General features: G+C 63.8%; 26 protein-coding genes. 7 read left to right on the forward strand and 19 right to left on the reverse strand.

The genetic code is table 11. From position 1 onward, the window contains the following. The first annotated feature begins 28 nt into the window (after nt 1-28). Genes PQ467_RS15715 through mtgA form a run of 4 tightly spaced genes read left to right on the forward strand, consistent with a single transcriptional unit; the run spans nt 29 to nt 3,862 of the window. Nucleotides 29-388 carry an EamA family transporter gene (locus PQ467_RS15715; RefSeq protein WP_274174305.1) on the forward strand — a complete coding sequence of 120 codons (360 nt, stop codon included), beginning with the start codon at nt 29-31 and terminating at the stop codon, nt 386-388. Next, nucleotides 388-1,635 carry a hypothetical protein gene (locus tag PQ467_RS15720; RefSeq protein WP_274174306.1) on the forward strand — a complete coding sequence of 416 codons (1,248 nt, stop codon included), beginning with the start codon at nt 388-390 and terminating at the stop codon, nt 1,633-1,635. The genes PQ467_RS15715 and PQ467_RS15720 overlap by 1 nt, the downstream gene beginning before the upstream one ends. Then, nucleotides 1,625-3,079, forward strand: a complete 1,455-nt coding sequence (locus PQ467_RS15725) for a UbiA family prenyltransferase (RefSeq protein ID WP_274174307.1) — start codon at nt 1,625-1,627, stop codon at nt 3,077-3,079. The genes PQ467_RS15720 and PQ467_RS15725 overlap by 11 nt, the downstream gene beginning before the upstream one ends. Nucleotides 3,080-3,136: 57 nt before the next feature. After that, the gene (gene mtgA, locus PQ467_RS15730) at nt 3,137-3,862 is read left to right on the forward strand and encodes a monofunctional biosynthetic peptidoglycan transglycosylase (RefSeq protein WP_443192962.1); all 726 of its coding nucleotides are present in this window, start codon (nt 3,137-3,139) and stop codon (nt 3,860-3,862) included. Nucleotides 3,863-4,183: 321 nt separating this feature from the next. Here mtgA and PQ467_RS15735 read toward each other — a convergent pair whose 3' ends face one another. Further along, complete coding sequence (locus tag PQ467_RS15735; protein ID WP_274174308.1) at nt 4,184-6,802, reverse strand: TonB-dependent receptor; 2,619 nt, start codon at nt 6,800-6,802, stop codon at nt 4,184-4,186. A gap of 323 nt (nt 6,803-7,125) precedes the next feature. Here PQ467_RS15735 and PQ467_RS15740 point away from each other — a divergent pair, with 323 nt between their 5' ends. After that, entirely contained in the window at nt 7,126-8,106 is a 981-nt protein-coding gene (locus tag PQ467_RS15740) for a cation diffusion facilitator family transporter (RefSeq protein WP_274174309.1), read from the forward strand. Between the two features lie 270 nt (nt 8,107-8,376). Here PQ467_RS15740 and PQ467_RS15745 read toward each other — a convergent pair whose 3' ends face one another. Further along, nucleotides 8,377-9,699: a dihydroorotase gene (locus PQ467_RS15745; RefSeq protein ID WP_274174310.1), complete on the reverse strand. Its 1,323-nt coding sequence runs from the start codon at nt 9,697-9,699 to the stop codon at nt 8,377-8,379. Nucleotides 9,700-10,023: 324 nt separating this feature from the next. Here PQ467_RS15745 and ygfZ point away from each other — a divergent pair, with 324 nt between their 5' ends. Next, entirely contained in the window at nt 10,024-10,746 is a 723-nt protein-coding gene (gene ygfZ, locus PQ467_RS15750) for a CAF17-like 4Fe-4S cluster assembly/insertion protein YgfZ (RefSeq protein ID WP_274174311.1), read from the forward strand. Here the strand turns inward: ygfZ and PQ467_RS15755 are convergent. From PQ467_RS15755 to rplU, 4 genes are all read right to left on the reverse strand, one after another. Then, nucleotides 10,730-11,338, reverse strand: a complete 609-nt coding sequence (locus PQ467_RS15755) for a TetR/AcrR family transcriptional regulator (RefSeq protein WP_274174312.1) — start codon at nt 11,336-11,338, stop codon at nt 10,730-10,732. The two genes, ygfZ and PQ467_RS15755, sit on opposite strands and share 17 nt — an antisense overlap. Before the next feature lie 181 nt (nt 11,339-11,519). Then, nucleotides 11,520-12,089: a GNAT family N-acetyltransferase gene (locus PQ467_RS15760; protein WP_274174313.1), complete on the reverse strand. Its 570-nt coding sequence runs from the start codon at nt 12,087-12,089 to the stop codon at nt 11,520-11,522. A 318-nt stretch (nt 12,090-12,407) separates the two neighbouring features. Beyond that, the gene (gene rpmA, locus PQ467_RS15765; RefSeq protein WP_274174314.1) at nt 12,408-12,677 is read right to left on the reverse strand and encodes a 50S ribosomal protein L27; all 270 of its coding nucleotides are present in this window, start codon (nt 12,675-12,677) and stop codon (nt 12,408-12,410) included. An 18-nt stretch (nt 12,678-12,695) separates the two neighbouring features. After that, nucleotides 12,696-12,998 (reverse strand): 50S ribosomal protein L21, encoded by a 303-nt coding sequence (rplU, locus tag PQ467_RS15770; RefSeq protein WP_168604976.1) that lies wholly within the window; start codon nt 12,996-12,998, stop codon nt 12,696-12,698. 275 nt (nt 12,999-13,273) lie between these two features. Here rplU and PQ467_RS15775 point away from each other — a divergent pair, with 275 nt between their 5' ends. Next, nucleotides 13,274-13,870, forward strand: a complete 597-nt coding sequence (locus PQ467_RS15775) for a hypothetical protein (protein WP_274174315.1) — start codon at nt 13,274-13,276, stop codon at nt 13,868-13,870. Here PQ467_RS15775 and PQ467_RS15780 read toward each other — a convergent pair. The 13 genes from PQ467_RS15780 to PQ467_RS15840 form a co-directional block, all read right to left on the reverse strand. Further along, a complete protein-coding gene (locus PQ467_RS15780; RefSeq protein ID WP_274174316.1) occupies nt 13,867-14,322 on the reverse strand; it encodes a molybdenum cofactor biosynthesis protein MoaE in 456 nt (151 codons plus the stop codon). The two genes, PQ467_RS15775 and PQ467_RS15780, sit on opposite strands and share 4 nt — an antisense overlap. Further along, nucleotides 14,319-14,555: a MoaD/ThiS family protein gene (locus tag PQ467_RS15785; RefSeq protein WP_274174317.1), complete on the reverse strand. Its 237-nt coding sequence runs from the start codon at nt 14,553-14,555 to the stop codon at nt 14,319-14,321. Before PQ467_RS15785 ends, PQ467_RS15780 begins: the two co-directional genes overlap by 4 nt. Next, complete coding sequence (moaA, locus tag PQ467_RS15790) at nt 14,555-15,580, reverse strand: GTP 3',8-cyclase MoaA (protein ID WP_274174318.1); 1,026 nt, start codon at nt 15,578-15,580, stop codon at nt 14,555-14,557. Before moaA ends, PQ467_RS15785 begins: the two co-directional genes overlap by 1 nt. A gap of 4 nt (nt 15,581-15,584) precedes the next feature. Next, complete coding sequence (locus tag PQ467_RS15795; protein WP_274174319.1) at nt 15,585-15,914, reverse strand: Rossmann fold domain-containing protein; 330 nt, start codon at nt 15,912-15,914, stop codon at nt 15,585-15,587. A gap of 1 nt (nt 15,915) precedes the next feature. Next, nucleotides 15,916-16,287, reverse strand: coding sequence for a dihydroneopterin aldolase (locus tag PQ467_RS15800; RefSeq protein ID WP_274174320.1), 372 nt, complete (start codon nt 16,285-16,287; stop codon nt 15,916-15,918). 350 nt (nt 16,288-16,637) lie between these two features. After that, nucleotides 16,638-17,537, reverse strand: coding sequence for a class I SAM-dependent methyltransferase (locus tag PQ467_RS15805; protein ID WP_274174321.1), 900 nt, complete (start codon nt 17,535-17,537; stop codon nt 16,638-16,640). Continuing rightward, on the reverse strand, nt 17,537-18,937 hold the full coding sequence (gene thrC, locus PQ467_RS15810) for a threonine synthase (RefSeq protein WP_274174322.1): 1,401 nt from the start codon (nt 18,935-18,937) through the stop codon (nt 17,537-17,539). Before thrC ends, PQ467_RS15805 begins: the two co-directional genes overlap by 1 nt. Before the next feature lie 331 nt (nt 18,938-19,268). Continuing rightward, a complete protein-coding gene (locus PQ467_RS15815) occupies nt 19,269-19,910 on the reverse strand; it encodes an SURF1 family cytochrome oxidase biogenesis protein (protein ID WP_274174323.1) in 642 nt (213 codons plus the stop codon). Beyond that, entirely contained in the window at nt 19,907-20,311 is a 405-nt protein-coding gene (locus PQ467_RS15820) for a DUF983 domain-containing protein (protein ID WP_337995098.1), read from the reverse strand. The genes PQ467_RS15815 and PQ467_RS15820 overlap by 4 nt, the downstream gene beginning before the upstream one ends. Continuing rightward, the gene (locus tag PQ467_RS15825) at nt 20,304-21,134 is read right to left on the reverse strand and encodes a cytochrome c oxidase subunit 3 (RefSeq protein ID WP_274174324.1); all 831 of its coding nucleotides are present in this window, start codon (nt 21,132-21,134) and stop codon (nt 20,304-20,306) included. Before PQ467_RS15825 ends, PQ467_RS15820 begins: the two co-directional genes overlap by 8 nt. A gap of 155 nt (nt 21,135-21,289) precedes the next feature. Beyond that, entirely contained in the window at nt 21,290-21,853 is a 564-nt protein-coding gene (locus PQ467_RS15830; protein WP_274174325.1) for a cytochrome c oxidase assembly protein, read from the reverse strand. 4 nt (nt 21,854-21,857) lie between these two features. Beyond that, a complete protein-coding gene (locus PQ467_RS15835) occupies nt 21,858-21,986 on the reverse strand; it encodes a hypothetical protein (protein WP_274174326.1) in 129 nt (42 codons plus the stop codon). Continuing rightward, a complete protein-coding gene (locus PQ467_RS15840; protein WP_274174327.1) occupies nt 21,983-22,936 on the reverse strand; it encodes a heme o synthase in 954 nt (317 codons plus the stop codon). The genes PQ467_RS15835 and PQ467_RS15840 overlap by 4 nt, the downstream gene beginning before the upstream one ends. Nucleotides 22,937-23,055: the final 119 nt, after the last annotated feature.

Here is a 23,055-nt window from a genome sequence, read left to right on the forward strand (position 1 = left end):
ATAGAAGAGGCTACCCAAGGAGGAATCGATGCAACCGGCCCTTTTGATGCTGATCCTGACCAGCGTGGCCATGTCGGCTATCGCGCAATTGCTGCTCAAAATGGGCGTGGGGTCGGTGCGTGCCGATGGCGCGGGGGCGGGCATCGCCTTCCTGCAATCGCCATGGGTGATCGCGGGCTTTGGCCTTTATGGGCTGGGGGCGATCCTGTGGCTCTATGTGCTGGCCCGCCTGCCGCTCAGCGCGGCCTATCCCTTTGTCGGCCTCGGCTTCATCCTGACCATGGCGCTGGGCGTGCTGGCGCTGGGCGAGAGCCTGAGCCCGATCCGCATTGCGGGCACCGTGCTGATCGCGCTGGGCTGCGTCTGCGTTTCAAGGAGCATCGCATAATGGCCGTCACCCCCGCCCCGGCGCGCGCGCCTGCGCTTTCCATCGGTTCGCTGCTGCTGCTGACGCTGACGATCCGGCTTGCCGCCCATTTCGCCCTGCCCCAACCGCTGCAGAGCGATGGTCTGGCCTATTTCACGCTGGCCCAGAGCATGGCCGAGGGCGTATGGCCGGTGGACAATCTGGGCCAGCATGCCTTCTATTCCATCGGCTATCCGCTGGTGCTGGCGCCCTTCTTCGCGCTGCTGGGGGCTTCGGCGCAGGTGGCCTTCGGGGTCAATCTGGCGCTGGCGTTGGTGACGGGCGGGCTGATCGTGCTGCTGGCGCGAGAGGCGGGTCTGGGCGATCTGGGGCGCAAGCTGGCGCTGCTGGGCTATGCGCTGTGGCTGCCGGGGATCTGGAACTGCACGATGCTGGCGCGGGAAAACCTCTCGACGCCGCTGCTGGTGGCGGTGGTGTGGCTGGCGCTGCGCCTGCTGCGTTCGCCCGCTCGCCTTGGGCTGGCGGCGGCCACGGGCGCGGTCTGGGGCGCGGCGGTGCTGGCGGGCACATCGGCGCTGCCGCTCATCGCGGCGCCTTTGCTGGCTTTGGTGCTGGGCGGATCGGTGCGGCGCGCGGTGGTCCCGGCGCTGGTCATGGGCATGGGCGCGGCGCTGGTGCTGGCCCCTTGGGCGATGGCCACGCAGGCTATGCTGGGCCGCCCCACGCTTTCCACCAACACCGGCTTCAACCTCTATATCGGCAACAATCCGGCGGCCACCGGGCGTTTCGTCTCGATCGCCGCCACGCCCATCGGCCCGCAATGGCACGCCATGCGCGATACCCTTGGCGAAGCGGGCGCCAGCGCCGCGCTGGGCGCGATGGCGCGCGACTGGATGGCGCATCATCCCGCCGAAGTCGCCCGCCTCGCCGCCGTCAAGCTGGCCGCCTTCTGGGCGCCCAATCTGCCGGATTCGAATGATTTCGCGCTCTCGCCCGCTGTCACCTATGTCCGCCTGTTCGAGGTGGTGCAGTATCTGCTCTTCCTCACGCTGGCGGGCATGTGCCTGCTGCTGCCGGGCATCGGGCGGCCGCGTCAGATCGTGATGATGGGCGCCATCGCCGGTTTCTGGGCGCTGCATGGCATCGCCTATATCATCGACCGCTATCGCGATCCGGTCATGCCTTTGCTGATCGTGATGGCCGCGGCCGCGCTGGCCGAAATCGTCACCAATCGTCTGACCCGCAGGGAGAGCCCCCATGCTGCATGAACGCATCACCGATGACACGGTTCTGGTGGTCGATCTGGACCGCACGCTGATTTCGGGCGATGTGGCGATGGAGGCCTGCGTGACCGAGGCCAAGCGCGGTTTCATGGCCCTGTTCGTGCTGCTGTGGACGATGATCCGGGGGCGGGCGCGTTTGAAGACCCTGTTGGCCCGGCGCGCGCCGGTCGATCCGGCCTTGCTGCATTATCGCCCCGAGGTGCTGGAACTGATCACCCATGCCCGCCGCCAGCGCCGCCGCGTGGTGCTGGCCAGCGCGGCCCATTGGCGCAATGCGCGCCGCGTGGCCGCCCATCTGGGCCTGTTCGACGAAGTGATCGCCAGCGGCGCCCGCCGCAACGCCAAAGGCGGCGCGAAACTGACCGCCATCCGCGAAGCCTTGGGCAACCAGCCCTTCGATTATGTGGGCGATTGCGGGGCGGATCGCCGCATCTGGCGCGAGGCGCGCGTGGCCTATACCGTCGAGGCCCCCACCGGCATGGCGCATGAAGAACGCCTGACCCCGGCGCGCAGCCGCCTGCGCGCGCTGGTCAAGGCCGCCCGCCCGCATCAATGGGCCAAGAACGCGCTGGTCTTTGTGCCGCTGGCCTCCTCGGGCCTGTTGGCCAATCCCCATGCCATCGCCCAATCGCTCCTCGCCTTTGCCGCGATGAGCCTGATCGCTTCGTCGGTCTACCTGCTCAACGACCTGCTCGACATCGAGAGCGACCGCCAGCACGCCAAGAAGCGCCACCGCCCGCTGGCCAGCGGAGCGCTGCCGATCCCGCATGCGTTGGTGGCCTGCGTGGCGTTTGCGGGCGCGGGACTGGCGCTGGCGTGGCAATTGGGCCTGCCCAGCTTTTCGGCCATGGCGACTTATTTCGCGCTGACGCTGGCCTATTCGATGCGGTTGAAGGCCGCGATGATTGCCGATGTGCTGACCCTCGCCTGCCTCTACACGATCCGCATCGTGGCGGGCGCGGCGGCGATTGCGGTGCCGGTGTCGTCATGGCTGCTGCTGTTCAGTGTCTTTTTCTTCCTCAGCCTCGGCTACCTCAAGCGCTATGTCGAATTGCGCAGCAGCGCGCGCGAGCCCGACGAATTGCTCTCCGGGCGCGGCTATACCCGCTCCGACACCGAAATCGTCGCGATCAGCGGGCTGGCGGCGGGCATGGTCTCGATCCTGGTCATGGTCCTGTTTGCCGAGGCGATGGGCAAGACCGGCGCCTATGCCACGCCGCAATTGCTCTGGCTGCTGCCGCTGCCGCTGCTCTACTGGCTCAACCGCATCTGGATGATGGGCCGCCGGGGACAGGTGGACAGCGATCCGGTCGCCTTTGCCATTACGGACGCCAAGAGCATTGCCGTGGGCGCGGCGCTGGGGGGCATTCTGGTGGTGGCCAAATTTGCCGCCATCGGCCATTGGCTGCCGCAACTGGGGGTCGCCTGACGCATCTTGCGCAAGGGCCGCTTGTCAGGATCCCCTCTCCCTCGCTAGATTGCCGCCATGGCACGCTTCTTTGCCCGCCCCGGGCCAAACCGTAGTTCCCGTTTCCGCCTCGGCTGGTATCTGGCCATGGCCATCCTGTGGTTCGTCGGCCTGTCGGTGGGCATCACGCTGATCTATCGCGTGGTGCCGCCGCCCGTCACACTGACCATGCTGTTTGACAAAAACGGGTTCAACAAATCATGGACGCCCCTCTCGCGCATCGACCGCAAGATGGTGGACGCGGTGATCGCGGGCGAGGATTCGCGCTTTTGCGTCCACCACGGCTTTGACGGCGCAGGCATCGAATATGCGCTGGAGCGCAATCTGGCGGGCGACGGCAGCAAGCTGCGCGGCGGATCGACCATCAGCCAGCAGACCGCGAAAAACACCTTCCTCTGGCAAGGCAGCGGCATCACCCGATACATCCGCAAGGCGCTGGAGGCATGGTTCACCGTGCTGATCGAAAACCTTTGGCCCAAGCGGCGGATCATGGAGGTTTACCTCAACGTGGCGGAAACCGGCATCGGCACCTATGGCGTCGAGGCCGGCGCCCAGCGCTATTTCCACCACTCGGCCGCCAACCTGACACAAATCGAGGCCGCCCGCATCGCCGCTGCCCTGCCCAGCCCGAAAAAACGCGCCGTGGTGGGCGCCACGGGATTTACCCGCCGCCATGGCAACACCATCGCCAAACGCTCGGGCGTGGTGCGGCGCAATGATCAGGATGATTGCATTTATCAGTAAGGTTTTGAGGAAGGCGCAAGATGCCTCCGGCGGGCAAAGGGCGGCGGCCCTTTGCAATCCCGGTACTGTCGGCGTTGTGTATGCATTCGGCCTTCGGCGTCGGACGCGATGGTTGCATTTGAAAGCCTGCGGCGCAGGTCAGCGCGAGTTCGCCGCGCCGCACGCAGGCTATATAAGCATTGCGGAAAACGCAGCAAAGCCATCTTGGCGCCCCCCTTAACGGGATTGCAAAGGGCCCCCGCCCTTTAAACCTGCATCCCGAAAACAAAAAGGGCGCCCCACACGGGAGCGCCCTTTCCGTTTGTCCAGGTTGTTTAAGCCTTAGAACGCAATGCTGAGCGTGCCCACGACAGTGCGCGGGGTCGCCAGATAGACGGTCGGGATGGTGTTGACCGCAATCGGCGTCGAGGTACCGGTGAAGCCACCATAATAATACTGGTTGAACAGGTTGGTCACGTTGATCTGGATGAAGCTCTTGTCCGACTTCAGACCAGCGATCGCCAGCTTCATGCGGGCGGTCAGGTCGACCGTGGTGTAGGACGGCAGCGTGGCCGAGTTCACCTGAACCGCAGTGGCGGGAACCAGCGAGCTGTAAACCGGCAGGTTTTCAGCGTTGATGTAGCGCTTGCCGTTGTTCTTGACCGAGACGGTCAGGTTGAACGGATCAAAGTTGGCATCCAGACGCGCACCGGCGGTGTAGATCGGAACGCCCGATTCACGCTTGCCCGCGGTGAGGTAGTAGGTGTTCGTGCCATCGCTGCGCAGGACGGTATTGCCGTTGATCACGGTGCCCGTGGCGCCCGCACCCGCGACGATGTCGGCCAGAATGCGCGACTTGTTGTACGAACCGAAAGCATAGATCGAGAAGTGCTCGTCAACCTTCCAGTTCAGCGTGGCGTCGAAGCCGTACTTTTCCACCTTGCCCAGGTTGGTGAAGATCGAGGTCTGGGTATCCTGATTATAGACCTGCGAAATCTTGTTGTTGAACATGGTGTACCAACCGCCGACCGAGGCACTCAGACGACCGGCGCGGGCGCGCAGACCCACGTCAAAGTTGTCCGAGGTTTCCATCCCCGGGCTGCCGAAGCTGGTGTTGGCGGGATAGTAGAACGAACCGTACAGCGAGTCCGTGCTGGGGACCTGGAGGCCCTGCGAGTAGTTGGCATAGAGCGAGGCGCTCTGGCCCAGCGCCAGCGTGAAGCCGACGTTGGGCAGCACGCGGTTATAGTTGAAGATGCGCTGCTGCGGCCCGGCAAAACCGGTGGGCTTGTTGGTCGTGCTGTTGAAGCTGTAGGGATTGGCGGCGGCAAAGGCGGCCTGATCCTGCGGGCTGGGGCAGTAGAAGTTGCCGCCGCCGCCATCGAAGGTGAAGCAGAAGTTGGTCAGGTTGCGCTTGAAGAAGGGCGCACGCACACCGACCAGAACGTCGAGCTTACCATCGAAGAACTTGCCGTTATATTCCGCCGAGACCTGATGCAGGATCGCATAGGACATACGGTTGCGCTTCTGGATCGGGCTGCCGTAACGATCCTTGATCGACAGGTCGATCGGGAAGTAGGTGGCATAATAACCGGTCTGCGGGTTGATATAGGTCAGCTCGCCGGTCTGCTTATGGCGACCACGGTCATACGAATAGCCGACGCGCAGCGTGTTGGTCGAGTTGATCTTCCAACGCAGCGAGGTCAGCAGGCCGATACGGTTGGTTTCGGTCTCGCTGGCATTGCCCACCAGAATGCGGGTGTCGACCACGCCATTGCCGTTCACGTCATTGCCGGCAAAATAGCCCGTCGCGGTTGCATTCGGGTTGGTCGGCGTGGGCGAGGGATAGACCACGAAACCGGTCAGACCGGTGGGCGAAACACCCTCGCTCAGCGTGGCCGAACCGCCGCCATTGGCCTTGGTGTATTGGAAGCTTGGGTCGATGGTCAGCGTCAGGTTGTTGGCCAGCGTGAAGCGCGAGTTCATGCGCAGGTTGGCCGTCCGCGAGGGGTTGTAGCGGCATTCAAACGCGCCATAGCCGGTGGTGCTGGCGGTCGAGCTGGTCGTGTCGGCGCAATTGATCGTGTATTGCGCTTCGTCCCAGCTGTAAGGCACGCGGCCGCCGCTCGACGAATTGACCGGGCGGCTTGCTGAATTCTGCGTGTAGAGCGACATCGAGGGCGCGAAATTGTTGCGGTTCAGGTTGAAGTGACCCGCCAGCGAGATGAAGTCGCCATTGTCGCCCAGCGGCTGCTTCACCTTGAAGTTAAGCTGCTGCTTGGCCACCTGGCCGCCGGTGTTGGGCAGGAAACGGTTCGAGGCCACCGAGGCGGCGAACCAGGCCTTCAGACCCGAATTGTTGATGGTGCCGGTGTCCACCGAGATGAAGCCGCGCTTGAAGCTGAGGTCGCCGGCCGAACCCACGGCCATCACCTGCGCCTTGTCCAGCGGATCGCGCGAACGATAGTTCACCGTCGAACCCGAAGCGGCCGCCGTCGGGCTGTCCACGTCGGTCGAACCCAGATTGACGTTGACCTGCTCGATCAGTTCGGCGTCAAGCTGCTGGTTCGAATAAAGCGCATAGTTGCCGGTATCGTTCAGCGGCATGCCGTCGAAGGTCTGCGAGATGCGGGTGCTGTCGAAGCCGCGAATGAACAGCGCGCCGCCCGACGAACCGAACGGGTCGGCATTGAAGAACGACACGCCCGGCACCATGTTGATGACGTCGTTGATCGACTGGCCCGGCGAGCTCTTGGAGATGAAGCTTTGATCCAGAACCTGTTTGGCCTTGGGCGTGGCGGGAATATCGACGCCATTGATCGCCTTGGCCTTGGTGCCGGTCACAACGATGGTGTTTTCGAAATCGACCGCCCCGGTCGACTGTGCGAAAGCGGGCGATGCAACGGCTGCTGCAATCGCGAAGGAACTGACGGCCAGAGCCGAATTTTTGATAATGCGCATGCTGAATGCCCCTGCATGACAATTTTGTGTAAAAATCGCCGAAATGCCCCCGTCCGAGCGACGAAAATCATCCGGATGCAAAACACCTAACGATGTTTGACTGGCTTCTAAACAGCGGTTTGTGACGAAATTTTGACACGAGACGGGGCTCATGAAAGGCTGATGCCGCAATGGGCAAGATTGTTCCCGCCTAATTGACATTGATGTAACTTTGTTACAGCCTTGCCCAAATCTATATGGAATTTTAATAAGGGCCGAAATTTCGCCTGTTGCGAATTGGGCCGCAGTGCGACATTTGTGCAACGCAGCAGATCGGGAAAAACATGGGTCTCGGCCACCATCATCACCACCACGGCCATAACCATAGCGAATCGCATGGCGGCCCCGGGCATCATCACGCCCATCATCACGGCCACAGCCATGGCGCCGGGGCCACCCATGGCCGCGCCTTTGCCGTGGCCACTGCGCTCAACGTCCTGTTTGTTTTGATCGAAACGGCTGCGGGTTTTATCGGCCATTCCACCGCGCTGCTGGCCGATGCCGGGCATAACCTGTCCGATGTGCTCTCGCTCCTGCTGGCATGGGGGGCAAGCCGCCTGGCCGCGCGGGCACCCTCGCGCCGGTTTACCTATGGTATGAAAAGCGCATCGATCCTGGCGGCGCTGGCCAATGCGGCGCTGCTGTGGGTGGCGCTGGGCGCGATCCTGATCGAAACCTTGCAGAAATTCGCCTCGCCCGAACCGGCGGCGGCCGGATTGATGATGGCGGTGGCGGCGGCGGGCATCGCGGTTAACGGCCTCTCGGCGCTGCTCTTTGCCCGGGGCAGCAAGGATGACCTCAACCTGCGCGCGGCCTTTCAGCATCTGATCGCCGATGCGGCCGTGTCGGCGGGCGTGGTGCTCGCGGGTCTGGCCATCCACTTTACCGCATGGACGTGGATCGATCCGGTCACCAGCCTCGTCATCACGCTGATGATCGCGCTGGGCAGTTGGTCTATGCTCAAGGAATCGGTGCAGATGGGGCTGCTGGCCGTGCCCGCCTCGGTCAATGAGGAAAAGCTGCGCGCCTTCCTGCTGGCGCGCCCCGGCATCGCCGCGCTCCACGATCTCCACGTCTGGCCGATCAGCACCACCGATACCGCCCTGACCGCCCATATCATCATGCCGGGCGGCCATCCGGGGGATGCGTTTTTACATGGGCTGGCCCATGATCTGGAGCATGATTTCGGGATCGGCCATGCCACGATCCAGGTCGAGACCGATGGTGGGCATGGGTGCGCGCTGCATTCGGATGAGGTGGTTTAAGGATAGAGATTATGCCTCCGGCGGGCAAAGGGCGGGGGCCCTTTGCAATCCCATTATGGGGGCAGCACTCAATTGCCCGCGCCGTAGGCAATGATGAAAGCCTGCGGCGCGGCGATCCTACGCTGGCCGGCGCCGCAGGCTTTAAAATTCAACCATCAAGCCCCGGCGCCAAACGCCGAGCCCGATACGCAACACCGTCAGTAACGGGATTGCAAAGGGCCCCCGCCCTTTGCACGCCGGAGGCAAAAACCCCCGAACCCAAAACCCCGCTTACAACGCCCCGGCAAACTTCAGCGGTTCACCCACGGCGCTGTCGGCCAACTGGGCCTCCCACATCACCTGATGCCCGCGGATGATGGTGCCGAGCACGCGGCCCTTCAGTGCCATACCGGTATAAGGCGACCAACCGCAGCGGCTTTGCAGCCAGTCCTCGGTGACGGTGAACTGGCCTTTCAGGTCCACCACGGTAAAGTCAGCGTCATAGCCCACCGCGATGCGGCCCTTGGATTGCAGGCCAAAGATGCGCTGCACGCCCGCGCTGGTCATGTCGATCAGACGCTCCAGCGTCATCCGCCCGTTCAGCACATGGTCGAGCATCAGCGGCAAGAGCGTCTGCACGCCGGGCATGCCACTGGGCGATGCGGGATAGGGCTTGGCCTTTTCCTCGATCGTGTGGGGCGCGTGGTCGGAACCGATGACATCGGGCACGCCCTGCTGCAGCCAGTGCCACAGGCCATCGACATGCGCGCCGCTGCGGATCGGCGGGTTCATCTGGGCATAGGTGCCAAGGCGCGGATAGGCTTCCTCGCCGCGCAACGTCAGGTGCTGGGGCGTCACCTCGCAGGAGGCGATGTCGCGGTGCTGGCTGATCAGCTCCAGTTCGGCGGGCGTGGTCACATGCAGGATGTGGATCGGCCGCCGCGCCGCGCGGGCCAGCTTGAGGATACGCTTGGTCGCCAGCAGCGCGCTTTCATCATCGCGCCACACCGGATGGCTCGACGGATCGCCTTCGACACGCAGATCCTTGCGCGCATTCATGCGATCCTCGTCCTCGGCGTGGATCGCCACGCGGCGCGTGCCATGGGCCAGCACGCGGGCCAGTTCCTCATCATGGGCCACCAACAGGCTGCCGGTCGAGGCGCCCATGAAGATCTTGACGCCCGCCGTGCCGGGGATCCGCTCCAATTCGGCCAGATCGGGGGCATTGGCGGCGGTGGCGCCCACATAAAACGCATGATCGCACCACATGCGGTGGCGCGCGCGTTCCAGCTTGTCATGCACGCGCATGGTCGAATCGGTGTTCGGATTGGTGTTGGGCATTTCAAACACGGCGGTGATCCCGCCCATCACCGCACAGCGGCTGCCGCTTTCCAGATCTTCCTTATATTCCAGCCCCGGTTCACGGAAATGGACCTGCGAATCGATCACCCCGGGCAATACATCCAATCCGGTGCAATCAATCCGCCGCGCCGCATCGGGAAAGCTGCCGATGCCGACGATCTTGCCATCACGGACGGCAACATCAACCTGTGCGGGGCCAGAGGGAGTGTGGACAGTGCCACCGGTGAGGACGAGGTCTATCGCTTGGGTCATGATCAGCGCTTTGCCACAGGTTGCCGGGAAGATGAAGGTTTAGATGCGAGGGACTCGTCCATCGCGCTCCCGTGAATGTATGCGTTGCGCCTCGGGTTTGGCCTGGGGTGTCGGGCGCGGCCTTTAAATTTTAGAGCCTGCGGCGCCCCAACACGCCGCATCCGCGCCGCAGGCTTTCAAAGCCGTCCCACCCCATTCCGCTACGAACCTTGGCGCCATCCCATTAACGGGATTGCAAAGGGCCCCGCCCTTTGCCCGCCGGAGGTACCGCTTAAAGACACAAAACCCCTTCCCTTTTCCCTCCACCATCCCCACCTATCCCGCATGACGAAACTTGCCTCCCGCGCCGTGATCCGCCTCTCGCCAACCGACCCGCAGGAGGATGTCCACAAATTCCTGCAAGGGCTGGTGACGCAGGATGTCGTGCTGGGGGCGCTGCCCGCCTATGCCGCGCTGCTGACGCCGCAGGGCAAGGTGATCGCGGATTTCATCGTTTGGGCCGATGGGGCCGACCTGCTGCTGGATGTGGCGGCGGATCAGGCCGATGGGGTGGTCAAACGCCTGTCGATGTATCGCCTGCGCCGCGCCATTGCCATCGCGCGCGATCCCGCGCTGGCCGTGCATTGGAGCCCGACGCCGCACGAGGGCGCAATGCCCGATCCCCGGCTTGCGGAGTTGGGCTATCGCTGGCTGGCAGGGGAGGAGGATGGGGCCGTTGATGATGCCTGGTTGGCCCATCGCCTGTCGCTGGGCGTGGCCGAAGGAGCGGAAATTGCCGATCTGCTCTGGCTGGAATGCAACGCGGTGGAGCTAAACGGCGTGTCCTTCACCAAGGGCTGCTATGTCGGGCAGGAAAATACCGCACGCATGAACTGGCGGCAAAAGGTCAATCGCCGCGTGGTGGTGGTGCCGATCGCGCAGTCGCGGGCGGATCGGCAAAGGGTGGAATATCCCGCGCTGGGCCTGTCGGTCGAACATTGGCGGGTGGATGACATCCATAACCCGCCCGCCTGGTTCGGCGCTCAAGACGTCAGCCCAGAGGCGTAAGCGCCCGCTCCGCCGGGACAAGGCCGAGCCGCATCGCCTCGGTTTCGATCAGGCGAGCGGCCATTTCACGGCTGGAGTCGCGCGAGATTTCGAGCGAATCGGCCAAAGACGCACCGATCAGCGAATCGCCCAGCGCCAGGAGCACCAGCGTCTGCGTCACATGGCGCATGCAAACCTCGCCCGCGTCATGCACCTCGTCCACGATGGCGTGGATCGAACGAACAATCGTATCGAGCGCATCGACATTGCCGATCAGCCGCATCCAGCTGACCAATTGGCCGCCGCCCTGCTTTTCAAAGGCGTCAAAGGCCAGATCGACCACATCGCGCGCGCTGCCGCTGCCGTCGCGCTGGGCCAGAACCGCACGCGCCACCGAAGCGCAGATCGAGACCGCCATATGTTCGGCCAGCGCTCTTTGCAGTTCGGCCGCCGAACCGAAATGATGCAGCAGATTGGCATGGGTGCGCCCCACCCGCGCCGCCACGGCTTTCAACGTCACCCCCTGCGGCCCTTGTTCGACCAGCAGATCGCGCGCTGCCTCCATCGCGGCATTGCGACTGGCTTCAGGGGAGAGACGCTTTTTCGGGCCCATGTCTTATGTCCAAACAGTACAAGCCCGCAGGCTCGCAAAACCACATGCCAGACCCATAAAGGTTTGGCCGTGGTCAAGCAAGAAGCGAAAGATTTGACCCGCTAAAGCTGTAATTTTTATTCACGCATCGGCGAGTTTATGTAATGTCAGACAATTACCCATCTCCGTCCCTCGGGACGGTTCAGGCCGCGCGCCTCCCTTCCATACCGCCGTCGGGCGAATCATCCTGATCGTCATGCTCGGCGCGCAGGTCGATTTCAAACCGGGCCGAAGGGCAAGCCTGCCCCCGCCCCGCGCTGAAAATCGCGCCGCGTTCGTCCACGGGCCGAAAACCCAGCCGCCGCAGCACCAGCCCGGAGGCCGGATTGTCGAGAAAATGACGCCCGACCAGCCGCTTATGCCCCAGCCCCCGCGCCAGCGACAGTATCGCCCGCCCGGCCTCGGTGGCATAGCCCTGCCCCCAATGGGCGCGCGCAATCCAATAGCCGATGTTCACCTCGCCCTCGATCTCGCTCAACCCGATCGAGCCGATCAGGGCGCTGCCCTCGCCGCAGGGACGCGTGATGAGGAAATGCGGCAGGCGCACGTCCTGAGGCTGGCTGGCGAACCAGCGCGCGTCATTTTCGGTATAGGGCCAAGGCGCGCGCGCCAGATTGCGCACGATTCCCTCGTCGTCGATCGCGGCGTGGATCGCGTTCCAGTCTTCTGGCCACGCAGGCCGCAGAAACAGCCGTTCGCTGCGGTAAAACATGTGTATCGCTCCAAATCCCCGGTCCCGTTCGGGACGCATTGATCCTCTGTCCCGCGCAGGATTCCTATAGGCGCACGGTGACATTGCGGTGACGACCGGCATCAGCCCAGCGCATGCTGAACCGCATTGGACGCAAATTTACCTTGACCGAACGCAAAGCGGTGCCTTTCGTCCGACCAATTCATGCGCCCACCGATCGGCGGGTGAAGGAGAGATACGAAAAGAGGGAGATGGGCCGGGCCCCTCTCCCTCGTTCAGCCAAGGCATCAGAGCCTTGGCGGGGCCATCCCATCAGGATGGCCCAAATAGACCATCCGCTTACTCGGCGGCTTCGGCCAACGCGTCAACCGACACGTATTTGCGGCCCAGTTTGCCTTCATGAAAGCGCACGCGGCCTTCAATCAGCGAGAACAGCGTGTGGTCGCGACCGATGCCAACATTGGCGCCCGGATAGACCTTGGTGCCGCGCTGACGGATGATGATGTTGCCACCAATCACCAGCTGGCTGCCGAACTTCTTCACGCCAAGGCGCTTGGACTGCGAGTCGCGACCGTTGCGCGACGAACCGCCTGCTTTCTTATGTGCCATTGTCGAAAACTCCTGAGCTTAGGCGGCCGCGACCGACACGATGCGCAGCAGCGTGAGCAGCTGGCGGTGGCCGTTCTTGCGACGATAGTTGTGACGGCGGCGCTTCTTGAAAACGATCACCTTTTCCGACTTCGCCTGAGCGATGATCTCGGCCGAGACCACCACCTTCGAAGCGTCGGCGACAACGCCTTCTTCGCCGGCCAGCAGAACATCACCCAGCGTGATCGTCTCGCCGGCTTCACCAGCCAGCTTTTCGACCGCGATTTTGTCTCCGGCGGCGACCCGATACTGCTTACCGCCCGTGCGCACGATAGCGAACATGATACAAATCCATTCAAAAAATTACGTGGCCGCCCCGGCCGCGTTTCCCGAGACCTGCCGCCAAGCCAAAGGCCGAGCAAGGCGGTTATTCGAGGAGCCGCGAGCGACGCGCCGACCCCCGCCACACACGGCAGGGCTCGGAAAGAAGCTGCGCCGTTAGTGCAAGCGCCCCTGCGTGTCAATGCGTCCCATAACAGAAAGGGCCATTCCCTCCCGGAAACTCTGGCGAATTTCTGCCCTCTGGCGCATGGGCGCAGGCGTGCTATGGCACATCCATGCTTGGCCCTATCGCAAAATTCGCCTCATCGCCATCCCCATCGCGCCGGGCGCGAGGCGACCGATTCGCCCATGCGGCCCGATTCGCGCTTCCTGCCCTGCTGCTTTCCGCCTTGCTGGGCGGATGCGGCACCGCATCCTACCCCTCGCTGGGGCGCCGGGCCGAGGAAAAGCCGGTGGCCGCCCCCACGACCGCTGTGGCCGTTGCCGCGCCCGATGAGGCGCCAAGCGGCCTTGGCGAGCGAATCGATTCGCTGCTGCGCGCCGCGCGTGAGGCCGACGCGGGCTTTTCCAAAGCGCGCACCGCCGCCGACAAGGCGCTCAATGCAGCCGCCAACGCCCACCCCGGTGATGAGGCCTGGCAACAGGCCAATCTCGCCCTGACCGATCTGGAGCGCCAGCGTGGCGCGTTGGGGCTGGTCGAGGGCGATATCGAGGAGCTCTATACCCAAGACCGAGTGGCCCATGGCGCCGAGAATCCAGATGCGCCCCGTGCCGCCGCCCGGATGATCGCGGCGGCAAGGTCGGAAATCCTCGCCCTTGGTGCGGCGCAGGATCGCACCCTTGAGGCCGCGCGCCGTAAATTGCCGCGTTAATCGCTTGTTTGGCCCCACCGGGCCAGATCGGCATAATCCTGCGCGCGCGGCTCGACCCAGGCCCATTGCCCGGCGCGCTTTTCGCGCTTCCAGAACCAGCTCTCGCTTTTAAGATGATCCATCGCGAAATCGGCGGCGGCAAAGGCATCCCGCCTGTGCCGCGAGGCCGCCGCCGCCAGCACGATGGGATCGCCCGGCACCATCTCGCCCACGCGGTGCCAGATCAGCAGGCCGTCGAGCGCCCAGCGGCCAAGCACATCGCCCGCCAGCGCCTCCATACCAGGCAAGGTCAACGGGGCATAATGCTGTAGCTCCAGCGCCTCGACATCATCGCCGCCTCGCACCTGCCCCAGAAAGCTGACCACGCCGCCCGATTGGGGATGGGCGGCGGCAAAATCGCGCATCGCGTCGGCGGCATCAAAGGCCTGCTCGATCAGGCGGACCTCGATCATCCGCCGCTCACCGGGGGCAGGAACGCCAGCTCATCGCCAGCCTTGAGCACCAGCCCCTCGCCCGCCACCAGCGCGCCATTGAGCGCCAGCCTGATGCGCGGCCCGGCCAGAGCCTGCGCCAGCTCAGCCCCCAATTGCGCAACCACCTCGGCCAGAGGCCCCGGCGCAACCTCGCGCTCGGCCCCTCCGGCGAGATCCGCCAGACGCCCCAGAAACACCAGCCGCGCCATCATCACCCCCCCGTCATCGACATATGGCGCGGCAAGGCAGGCTCGGCGCCGGGGCGATTGATCTCGAAGTGGTGGCGCGCGGGCTTGATCCGCATCGCCTCATCCAGCGCGGCTTCCAGCGCGCTTTCCGGTTCCTCGCTGCGCAGCGCGGCACGCAAATCCACCTGCTCGCGCCCGCCAAGGCAGGCGAACAATTGCCCTGTCGCCGTCACCCGCACCCGGTTGCAGCCATCGCAGAAGTTGCTGGTGAGCGGCGTGATCAATCCCAGCCGCCCGCCCGTCTCGGCCACATGCCAGTAGCGCGCCGGACCGCCGCTGCGATGCGCATCCTCGCTCAGGGTAAAGCGCTGCTCCAGCACGCTGCGCACCTGCGTCAGCGGCAGATAGTGATCGTAACGATCCCCCTCCACCTCGCCCAGCGGCATGACCTCGATCAGCGTGATCTCATGCCCTGCGCCATGCGCCCATGCCACCAGATCGGCGATCTCGCCCTCATTCTCGCCCTTCAGCGCGACGGTGTTGATCTTGACCGCCAGCCCGGCCTCACGCGCGGCAGCAATGCCCTCCAGCACCTGCGGCAGTTGATCACGCCGGGCAATGCGCGCGAATTTTTCGCGGTCCAGCGTATCGAGACTGACATTGACGCGTCTGATCCCCGCCTCGCGAAGATCATCGGCAAATTCGGCCAATCGCGTGCCATTAGTGGTGATGGTCAGCTCGTCAAGACCCCCACCGTCGCCTTCGTCTCCAATCTTGCGCCCGATGGCGCGGACCAGCTCGATCATGTCGCGCCGCACCAACGGCTCCCCCCCCGTCAGGCGGATCTTGCGCACGCCGCGCCGGATAAAGCCCAGCGCCAGCTTGTGAAGTTCCTCAAGGCTGAGGACTTCGGATTTGGGCAAAAAGGTCTGCCGCTCGGGCATGCAATAGGTGCAGCGCAGGTCGCACCGGTCGATCACCGAAAGCCGCAGATAGGAAATCCGGCGTTGAAACTGATCGACCAAAGGCTGACGCGGGGGCTGGTTCATGCCTTCAGTCTAACACCGCTCCAGTCGCTTGGCTATCCAGTCGCAGGATTTGCCCGGTAATACCCGGAGAAGCGGCCAAAAATGCGCAGGCCGCCGCGATCCCCGCCGGTTCATCGCACTCCACCAGATTGGCCCGCGCCGGCGCATAGGCGCGCGCCAACCCCTGCACCGCCGCCAGGCGCCAGGCGCGATGCTCATGCCCCGCCAGAGGCATCACCAGCACCAGATCGCCCTCACCCAGCATCGCCTCGGCCTGCGCCATCCACTGCGCATGAAACGCCACCGCCGCGGCCAGAGGCGCCGACGGCAGATCCTCTATGGCCAGAATGCCCATATTACCGCCGCTCGCGCGTCAGCGTCATGCCGATCTTTTCCCCCGCCTCGCTGATGGCCAGCTTGACGATCTTGACCGTCACGGCCTCCACCCGCTCGTCCTGAATAAACAGCGTTTCGGCAATATGATCGGCCACCGCCTCGATCAGCGTGAAATGCACCCCCTCGGGCAGCGCATCACTGGCCGCGAATTTGAGATCCATGTAATTCTTGCTCGCCCCCAGCGGCGTGTCGGGCAAATAGCGGTCATAGGGCTTGAGCTTCACACTCACGCTGATGCGCAAGGGCTGCTTCTGGCCCGTCTCTTCCGAATAGACGCCCGTCAGAACGTCCACTTCAAAATCGGCCACTTCAAGAATCAGGCTGTCCGCCACGTTGGGTGCTTTCACGATGGTTGGGGGTGTTGGCGCGGGCCGATGACAGGTTGCGCGGGGGGAGTCTAGGGGGTTTGAGGGGCAAGGCGTGGGGAGGGAGGCTATAAGGGTGCCTCCGGCGGGCAAAGGGACTCGTCCCTTTGCAATCCCATGAATGGGGTCGTGCTTGAGATTGGGCGATATGGTTTGATAAAGCCTGCGGCGCGGCAAGGTAGTGCTGATCAGCGCCGCAGGCTTTCAAAACTCGAAGGCTTCGCCCATCAACTTTGGCCGATGTCGAACGCAACCAAGACAGTATCGGGATTGCAAAGGGACAAGTCCCTTTGCCCGCCGGAGGCATAACTTCAGCTTTAATCCCTGCGCCAACGCGCAAAGATCGCCGTCGGCAACATCCGCCCCGCTCCATCCTCGCGCACCGCCAGATCGCCATGCTCGACATAGCCCGGCAGCCCGGCGAAGGCTTCGTCCAGCAACCCGGCAATCGCCAGCGAGGACATGCGCACCGCATAGACCGTCAGGAACAGGAAGCGGCTGTTTTCATCCAGCAACTGCCGCGCATCATGGATCAGGCCGGGCAGATGTTCTTCCAGACGCCAGACCTCGCCATCGGGACCGCGTCCGAATTTGGGCGGGTCCATGATGATGCCGTCATAACGCTTGCCCCGACGCACCTCGCGCGCGGTGAACTTGGCCGCGTCGTCTACGATCCAGCGCACCGGGCGGCTTTCCATGCCCGAGAGCGCAGCATTGGCCCTCGCCTGCGCCACCGATTTCTTGCTGGCGTCCACATGGGTGACGGGGCCGTATTGGCTCAATGCCAGCGTGCCGACACCGGTATAGCCGAACAGGTTGAGCGTGGAGGCATCGCGGCGCTCGCCCAATTGCTGCCCCATCCAGCCCCAGACCGGCGCCATATCGGGAAAGAAGCCCAGATGGCGGAACGGCGTGCATTGCGCGGTGAATTTCACATCACCCCAGCCCAGCGGCCAGCCATCGCGCGGCACCTGCTTGGTGTAATTCCAGCGCCCGCCGCCATCCTCATCCGCGCCGGGCACGAATTCGCCATGCGAGGCAATATGGGGCGCATCCCAATCGGCCATGCGCGGCTGCCACAGCGCCTGCGGTTCGGGGCGGATGAAGCGATAGTCGCCATAGCGCTCAAGCTTGCGCCCCGCGCCCGAATCGACCAGCCCGTAATCCGCCCAGCCCTCGCCGGTCAGCAGGACGGGTTGATGGATCAGCTCGGCCATTATGCCTTCGGCGTCGCCCGCTCGGCGACATAGGCGCAGACCGCCTCATAATCGCCGGGCAGTTCGGCATAGCGCTCTTCACGCTCGAACAGATCGCCCACGCGCTCGGGCAGGCCGGGGCGGTGACCGGTGCTGCGCTCGACCGCATCAGGGAACTTGGCGGGATGCGCGGTGGCCAGCGTGACCACCGGGGTGCCCTTGGCGATTCCCGCATTGCGCGCGGCATGGATGCCGATGGCGGTATGCGGGTCGAGCAATTCGCCCGCCGCTTCCCAGCCCCAACGGATCGCCTGCGCCATTTCGTCGGCATCAGCGCGGGCCGAAACGAACAGCGCCGATGCGCCTTCACGCTGCGCATTGGTCAGAGTCATCGCCTTGGTGGCTTCAAACCCGGCCATCTGCTCGGCCAGAGCCGCACCATCGCGGCCGCCCACATCGAACAGCAGGCGTTCGAAATTCGACGACACCTGAATGTCCATGCTGGGCGCAGCCGTCGGCGTCACCGTCCCGGCCGAATAATCACCGGTGGACAACGCGCGGTGCAGAATGTCGTTCACATTGGTCGCAACGATCAGCTTGGCAATCGGCAGGCCCATCTGCGCGGCAACGTAACCGGCGAACACGTCGCCGAAATTGCCGGTGGGGACGCTGAAGGCCACTTCGCGTTCCGGCGCGCCCAGTTGCAGCGCGGCGGCGAAGTAATAGACCACCTGCGCCATCAAACGCGCCCAGTTGATCGAATTCACCGCGCCGATGTTGAACCGATCCGTCACGGCCTTGTCGTTGAAAATGCGCTTCACCATCGCCTGCGCATCGTCAAAGCTGCCGTCGATGGCGATGTTATAGACGTTGGGGGCCAAAACGGTCGTCATCTGGCGGCGCTGAACGTCGCTGACGCGGCCCTTGGGGTGCAGCATGAAAATATCGACCTTGGCGCGGCCCGCCACGGCGTCAATCGCCGCGCTGCCGGTGTCGCCGCTGGTCGCGCCAACGATGGTCAGGTTCTGCGGGCTGCGGCCGAGGAATTCCTCGAACAAGAGGCCCAGCAATTGCAGCGCGACGTCCTTGAACGCCAGCGTCGGGCCGTGGAACAGCTCCAGCAACCACTGCTGCTCGTCCAACTGCTTCAAAGGCGTGACGGCGGCGTGCGAAAACCGGCCATAGGCCGCCGTGGTCAGCTCCAGCAGGCGCTCATAGCTCAGGCTCTCGCCCACGAAAGGCGCCATCACCTTGGCCGCCAGTTCCGCATAGGGCAGGCCCGCCAGCGCGGCGATCTCGTCCTTGGAAAAACGCGGCCATTCGCGCGGCACATAAAGCCCGCCGTCGCTGGCCAGACCCGCCAGAGTCGCGCCTTCAAAATCAAGAACCGGTGCGTTGCCGCGCGTGGAGATATATTCCATGGGATTCCCTGTTCGTTTGGGCCGCCCGTTAGCGGGCGCGGCGCGCAGGGGCAAGGGTTTTGCGGGATTCAGGGGTTTTTATGCCTTGGGGCGCTGGTCAGGGGATGCCTCCGGCGGGCAAAGGGTCTCGACCCTTTGCGATCCCATTATGGGAGTGAGTTTGGTTGGCCACGGGGACTTATGCGGCCGGGTTGTAAGGCCTGCGGCGCGGCGACCTCGCGCTGATTGGCGCCGCAGGCTTTATATTTCTAACGGTGCGCCCCACACCCATCGGCCAAACCCATGACGCAACGCAGACAGTAACGGGAGCGCGAGGGTCTAGACCCTCGCATCAATCCTTTTCATCTTCCCCCAAAACCCTCTTCCTCACCGCCACCACATAAATCACCAAAGCGGTCAGCGCGAACAGGAACCACTGCACCGCATAGGACAGATGGTTATTGGGCAGATCACGCGGATCAGGCCGTGCATTCTCCGCCAGCCCCGCCAGCGCCGGATCGGCCACGACATGATGGGCAAATTCGCCCCCCGGCACGACCGTCCCGCGCACCTGCCCGCCGCTCCATACCACCGGGTCAGGCTTATTGCTCCACCCCAGCACGACATCGGCCAACACCCCTTTGGGCGCCTCGGTCGGGCGGAACCCCTGCGTATCAACCGGCGCGGTCAGGCAGCGCGCGATATGCGCCCAGCCCGCCTGACCCGCCGCATTGCGCCCCGATTGGGCCGAGATCTGCAACACCTGCTGGCACCAGAACTGGGTGCGGTGGAAATCGCGCGCATCCGATGCTTTATACCGCCACACCTCGCCGATCGAAACTGGGCTGCGGTCGCTCTGCGCTGCGGAAAAGCGCGCAATCTTGGCCTCTTTCTGCGCCAGTCGGTCCAACTGCCAGAAGCCGAGGTGGACCATATAGCCCGCCGCCGCCAGGACCAGCAGCGTGGGAATCACGGGCAACTTGCGCCAGTTCATCGCGAATCGACATCCTTTGCGCCCGCTTCGGCGGCGCGGCGCTGAAATTCGGCGGCCATCAGCGCGGCCTTGGACACGCGCAGCCCATAGAGCGTTGGCAACACCACCAGCGGCACCAGCACCGCCACATAGACCCACACCGGCGGATCCACATCGAGCGCCAGCCATGCCGCCACCCCCGCCGCCAGCGCGCCAACCCCAAAGGTCAGAAACGCCGCCGGCCCATCGCCGACATTGAACGCGCCGAAATCCAGCCCGCATTTTTCACAGCGCGGCGCGAAGTGGGCAACCCCGGCAAACAGTCCCTTGGCTCCGCAGCGCGGACACAAACCAAACAGGGCAGCCGAGACGATCCCCGGCTGCCCCATGGTTGGTGAAGAATGCGGCGTATGATCAGTCAACCGCAAAGCCCCAGTTGCCCCAGATGTAGATGCACACGAAGAGGAACAGCCACACCACGTCAACGAAGTGCCAATACCAGGCGGCGGCTTCAAAGCCGAAATGCTGGCGCGGAGTAAAATCGCCGCGATAGGTGCGCGCAAGGCAGACCGCGAGGAAGATCGTGCCGACGATCACATGGAAGCCGTGGAAGCCGGTCGCCATGTAGAAGGCCGAACCATAGGTGTTCTTGCCAAAGGCGAAGGGCGCATGGGCATATTCGAACGCCTGAAGGCTACTGAACAACAAGCCGAGAATGATGGTCAACCACAGGCCCTTCTTCAGCCCGTCGCGATTGCCATGGATCAGGCTGTGATGCGCCCAGGTCACCGTGGTGCCCGAGAGCAGCAGGATCATGGTATTGAGCAGCGGCAGGTCGAAAGCATCGAGAACCGCTTCCAATTCCTTGGGCGGCCATTGTCCGCCGATGGCCTTCGACAGGGTCGAGGGGAACAGCGAGAAATCGAAGAAGGCCCAGAACCAGCCGACGAAGAACATGACTTCCGAAGCGATGAACAGGATCATGCCATAGCGCTGATGCAGCTGCACCACCGGCGTATGGTCGCCCGCATGGGCCTCGTTCACGATCTTGTTGAACCAGGTGAACATGGCCGCCAGCAACAGCGCCAACCCCGCCCAAGGCACAATATGGCCCAGCGCCCCGAACGTATCGGGGTGCATCATGAACACCATGCCGGTGGTAAAGGTGAAAGCCCCGAGCGTGGTGGTCAAGGGCACCAGATCGGGCGGCAGGATATGGTAGTCATGTGTCTTGCCAGAGGCCATCGCATTCATCCCCTTTTTGCCATAGGTGCGGGCCTGCTCCGGCCTCTATCCCCCCGGCATTTGTTGTGTTCAAACCTATCTTTCCTGCGGCCCCCGGTCCAGCATGATTTGCAGGGCCAAAGCGCCGATTTTTCCGATTGTTGCCCGCCCCGGATTTATGCCCCCGGTACGCGGTGGAATGTATAGCTCAAGGTGATCTGCTCAAGATGCCGCAGGTCTTTGTCCTCCAGGATCTTGGGATCGACGTAATAGCTGACCGGCATGGCCACGCTTTGCCCCGGTTGCAACGTCTGCTGGGTAAAGCAGAAGCAGGCCACCTTGGTAAAATAGCGCGCCGCCTCGTCGGGTGAGACGTTGAAGCTGGCCGCCCCGGTGATCGGCTTGTCCGAATTGTTATGCGCCTCGAAAACCGCCAGCGTGCGCGCGCCGATGGCGACCGTCTGCGTGGTCTGGCGCGGGCGGAATTGCCATGGCATGCCGGGATCGACATTGCCGTCAAAGCGTACCGACATCGTGCGCCCCGCCGCAATCTTTACCCCTGCCGCCTGCGCCTCGCTGGCCCGCTGGGGCGTGCCGCCAAAGCCGGTGGCCTGACAGAATATGCGATAAAGCGGCACCGAGGCATAACCCAGACCCGCCATTCCCAGCGCCACGCCCGCCGCGATCATCGCCACGCGGCGGTTGCGGTTTTGCGGCGCGGGCGGGGTCAGGCTGACCATCGGATCAATGCCCCATCTTGGCGATGGTGATGGCAAAGAACAGCACCACCAGCCCCAACAGCACCAGCCCCAGCGCCTTGTTGCGCCCGGCGATGATGCGCTTGCGCTGATCCATGTCGATCGGTTCGCTCACAAATATCCTCCGATGATCGGCGCCCAGCGATCCGCAACCAGCGCGGCAAACAGGGCGAACAGATAAAGCACCGAGAAAGCAAAGAGCTGCTTTTCCGGCTTCATGGTGTCATCCTCATCGCGCCGGTTGCGGAAACCCACCCGGATCGCCAGCAACAGGAACAGCGTGGAAAGCACACCCGCCGACACGCCGTAAATCCACCCCGGCCCGCCATCATCCTTGGGCAGAAACACCGGCAGCAGCGTGAGCGGCAGCAGCAACACCGAATAGGCGAAGATCTGGCGCCTTGTCGATTTCTCCCCCGCCACCACCGGCATCATCGGAATGCCGACCTTGGCGTAATCGGTCTTCACAAACAGCGCCAGCGCCCAGAAGTGCGGTGGCGTCCACATGAAGATGATGAGGAACAGCAGCACCGGCATCCATGTGATATGGCCCGTCACCGCCACCCAGCCGATCATCGGCGGAAAAGCCCCCGCCCCGCCGCCGATAACAATATTCTGCGGCGTGCGAGGCTTCAGCCAGACCGTATAGACCAGCGCATAATAGACAATCGACACCGCGAGAATGACCGCGCAGATCCAGCCCGCCGCCAGCCCCATGGTCAGCACCGACAGGCCCGAGAGCGCCATGCCGAAATCGCGCGCCGATTCGCGGTCCATCCGCCCGGCGGGCAAAGGCCGCTTGGCGGTGCGCTTCATGCCCGCATCAATGTCGGCCTCCCACCACTGGTTGAGTGCGGCGGCCCCGCCGGCACCCACCGCGATGCACAAAATCGTGGCAAATCCGATGACCGGATTGATATGCCCCGGCGCCGCCAGCAACCCGCAAAGGCCGGTAAAGATCACCAGCGTCATCACGCGCGGTTTGGTCAGGGCAAAGAAATCGCGCCAGTCGGCAGGCTGACGGACGGCCGGTTTGGCGCCGGTTTTGACAGGGGGGATGCTCATGGGCATTCCCCCTTGCGCCATTGCGCCGCGATGTAAAGGGAGCACGCGAGACATAGCTGTCCCTTCGAGTGACAGATGCGGCCGGATTACGGGCGCCCGGAGCGGGTCCGGGCGCCGCA

It is taken from the genome of Novosphingobium sp. KACC 22771 (assembly GCF_028736195.1).
In the GTDB taxonomy this organism is placed as follows: domain Bacteria; phylum Pseudomonadota; class Alphaproteobacteria; order Sphingomonadales; family Sphingomonadaceae; genus Novosphingobium.

Excerpts from the sequence above, each read along its gene's own strand:
- moaA (WP_274174318.1), bottom strand. The coding sequence starts at position 15,580 with ATGAACCAGCCCCCGCGTCAGCCTTTGGTCGATCAGTTTCAACGCCGG.
- PQ467_RS15840 (WP_274174327.1), bottom strand. The coding sequence starts at position 22,936 with ATGAGCATCCCCCCTGTCAAAACCGGCGCCAAACCGGCCGTCCGTCAG.
- PQ467_RS15830 (WP_274174325.1), bottom strand. The coding sequence starts at position 21,853 with ATGGTCAGCCTGACCCCGCCCGCGCCGCAAAACCGCAACCGCCGCGTG.
- rplU (WP_168604976.1), bottom strand. The coding sequence starts at position 12,998 with ATGTTCGCTATCGTGCGCACGGGCGGTAAGCAGTATCGGGTCGCCGCC.
- PQ467_RS15725 (WP_274174307.1), top strand. The coding sequence starts at position 1,625 with ATGCTGCATGAACGCATCACCGATGACACGGTTCTGGTGGTCGATCTG.
- PQ467_RS15775 (WP_274174315.1), top strand. The coding sequence starts at position 13,274 with ATGCTTGGCCCTATCGCAAAATTCGCCTCATCGCCATCCCCATCGCGC.
- PQ467_RS15720 (WP_274174306.1), top strand. The coding sequence starts at position 388 with ATGGCCGTCACCCCCGCCCCGGCGCGCGCGCCTGCGCTTTCCATCGGT.
- ygfZ (WP_274174311.1), top strand. The coding sequence starts at position 10,024 with ATGACGAAACTTGCCTCCCGCGCCGTGATCCGCCTCTCGCCAACCGAC.
- PQ467_RS15745 (WP_274174310.1), bottom strand. The coding sequence starts at position 9,699 with ATGACCCAAGCGATAGACCTCGTCCTCACCGGTGGCACTGTCCACACT.
- PQ467_RS15740 (WP_274174309.1), top strand. The coding sequence starts at position 7,126 with ATGGGTCTCGGCCACCATCATCACCACCACGGCCATAACCATAGCGAA.
- PQ467_RS15825 (WP_274174324.1), bottom strand. The coding sequence starts at position 21,134 with ATGGCCTCTGGCAAGACACATGACTACCATATCCTGCCGCCCGATCTG.
- PQ467_RS15795 (WP_274174319.1), bottom strand. The coding sequence starts at position 15,914 with ATGGGCATTCTGGCCATAGAGGATCTGCCGTCGGCGCCTCTGGCCGCG.
- PQ467_RS15715 (WP_274174305.1), top strand. The coding sequence starts at position 29 with ATGCAACCGGCCCTTTTGATGCTGATCCTGACCAGCGTGGCCATGTCG.
- mtgA (WP_443192962.1), top strand. The coding sequence starts at position 3,137 with ATGGCACGCTTCTTTGCCCGCCCCGGGCCAAACCGTAGTTCCCGTTTC.
- PQ467_RS15755 (WP_274174312.1), bottom strand. The coding sequence starts at position 11,338 with ATGGGCCCGAAAAAGCGTCTCTCCCCTGAAGCCAGTCGCAATGCCGCG.
- PQ467_RS15735 (WP_274174308.1), bottom strand. The coding sequence starts at position 6,802 with ATGCGCATTATCAAAAATTCGGCTCTGGCCGTCAGTTCCTTCGCGATT.
- rpmA (WP_274174314.1), bottom strand. The coding sequence starts at position 12,677 with ATGGCACATAAGAAAGCAGGCGGTTCGTCGCGCAACGGTCGCGACTCG.
- PQ467_RS15760 (WP_274174313.1), bottom strand. The coding sequence starts at position 12,089 with ATGTTTTACCGCAGCGAACGGCTGTTTCTGCGGCCTGCGTGGCCAGAA.
- PQ467_RS15780 (WP_274174316.1), bottom strand. The coding sequence starts at position 14,322 with ATGATCGAGGTCCGCCTGATCGAGCAGGCCTTTGATGCCGCCGACGCG.
- PQ467_RS15805 (WP_274174321.1), bottom strand. The coding sequence starts at position 17,537 with ATGGCCGAGCTGATCCATCAACCCGTCCTGCTGACCGGCGAGGGCTGG.
- thrC (WP_274174322.1), bottom strand. The coding sequence starts at position 18,937 with ATGGAATATATCTCCACGCGCGGCAACGCACCGGTTCTTGATTTTGAA.
- PQ467_RS15815 (WP_274174323.1), bottom strand. The coding sequence starts at position 19,910 with ATGAACTGGCGCAAGTTGCCCGTGATTCCCACGCTGCTGGTCCTGGCG.
- PQ467_RS15785 (WP_274174317.1), bottom strand. The coding sequence starts at position 14,555 with ATGATGGCGCGGCTGGTGTTTCTGGGGCGTCTGGCGGATCTCGCCGGA.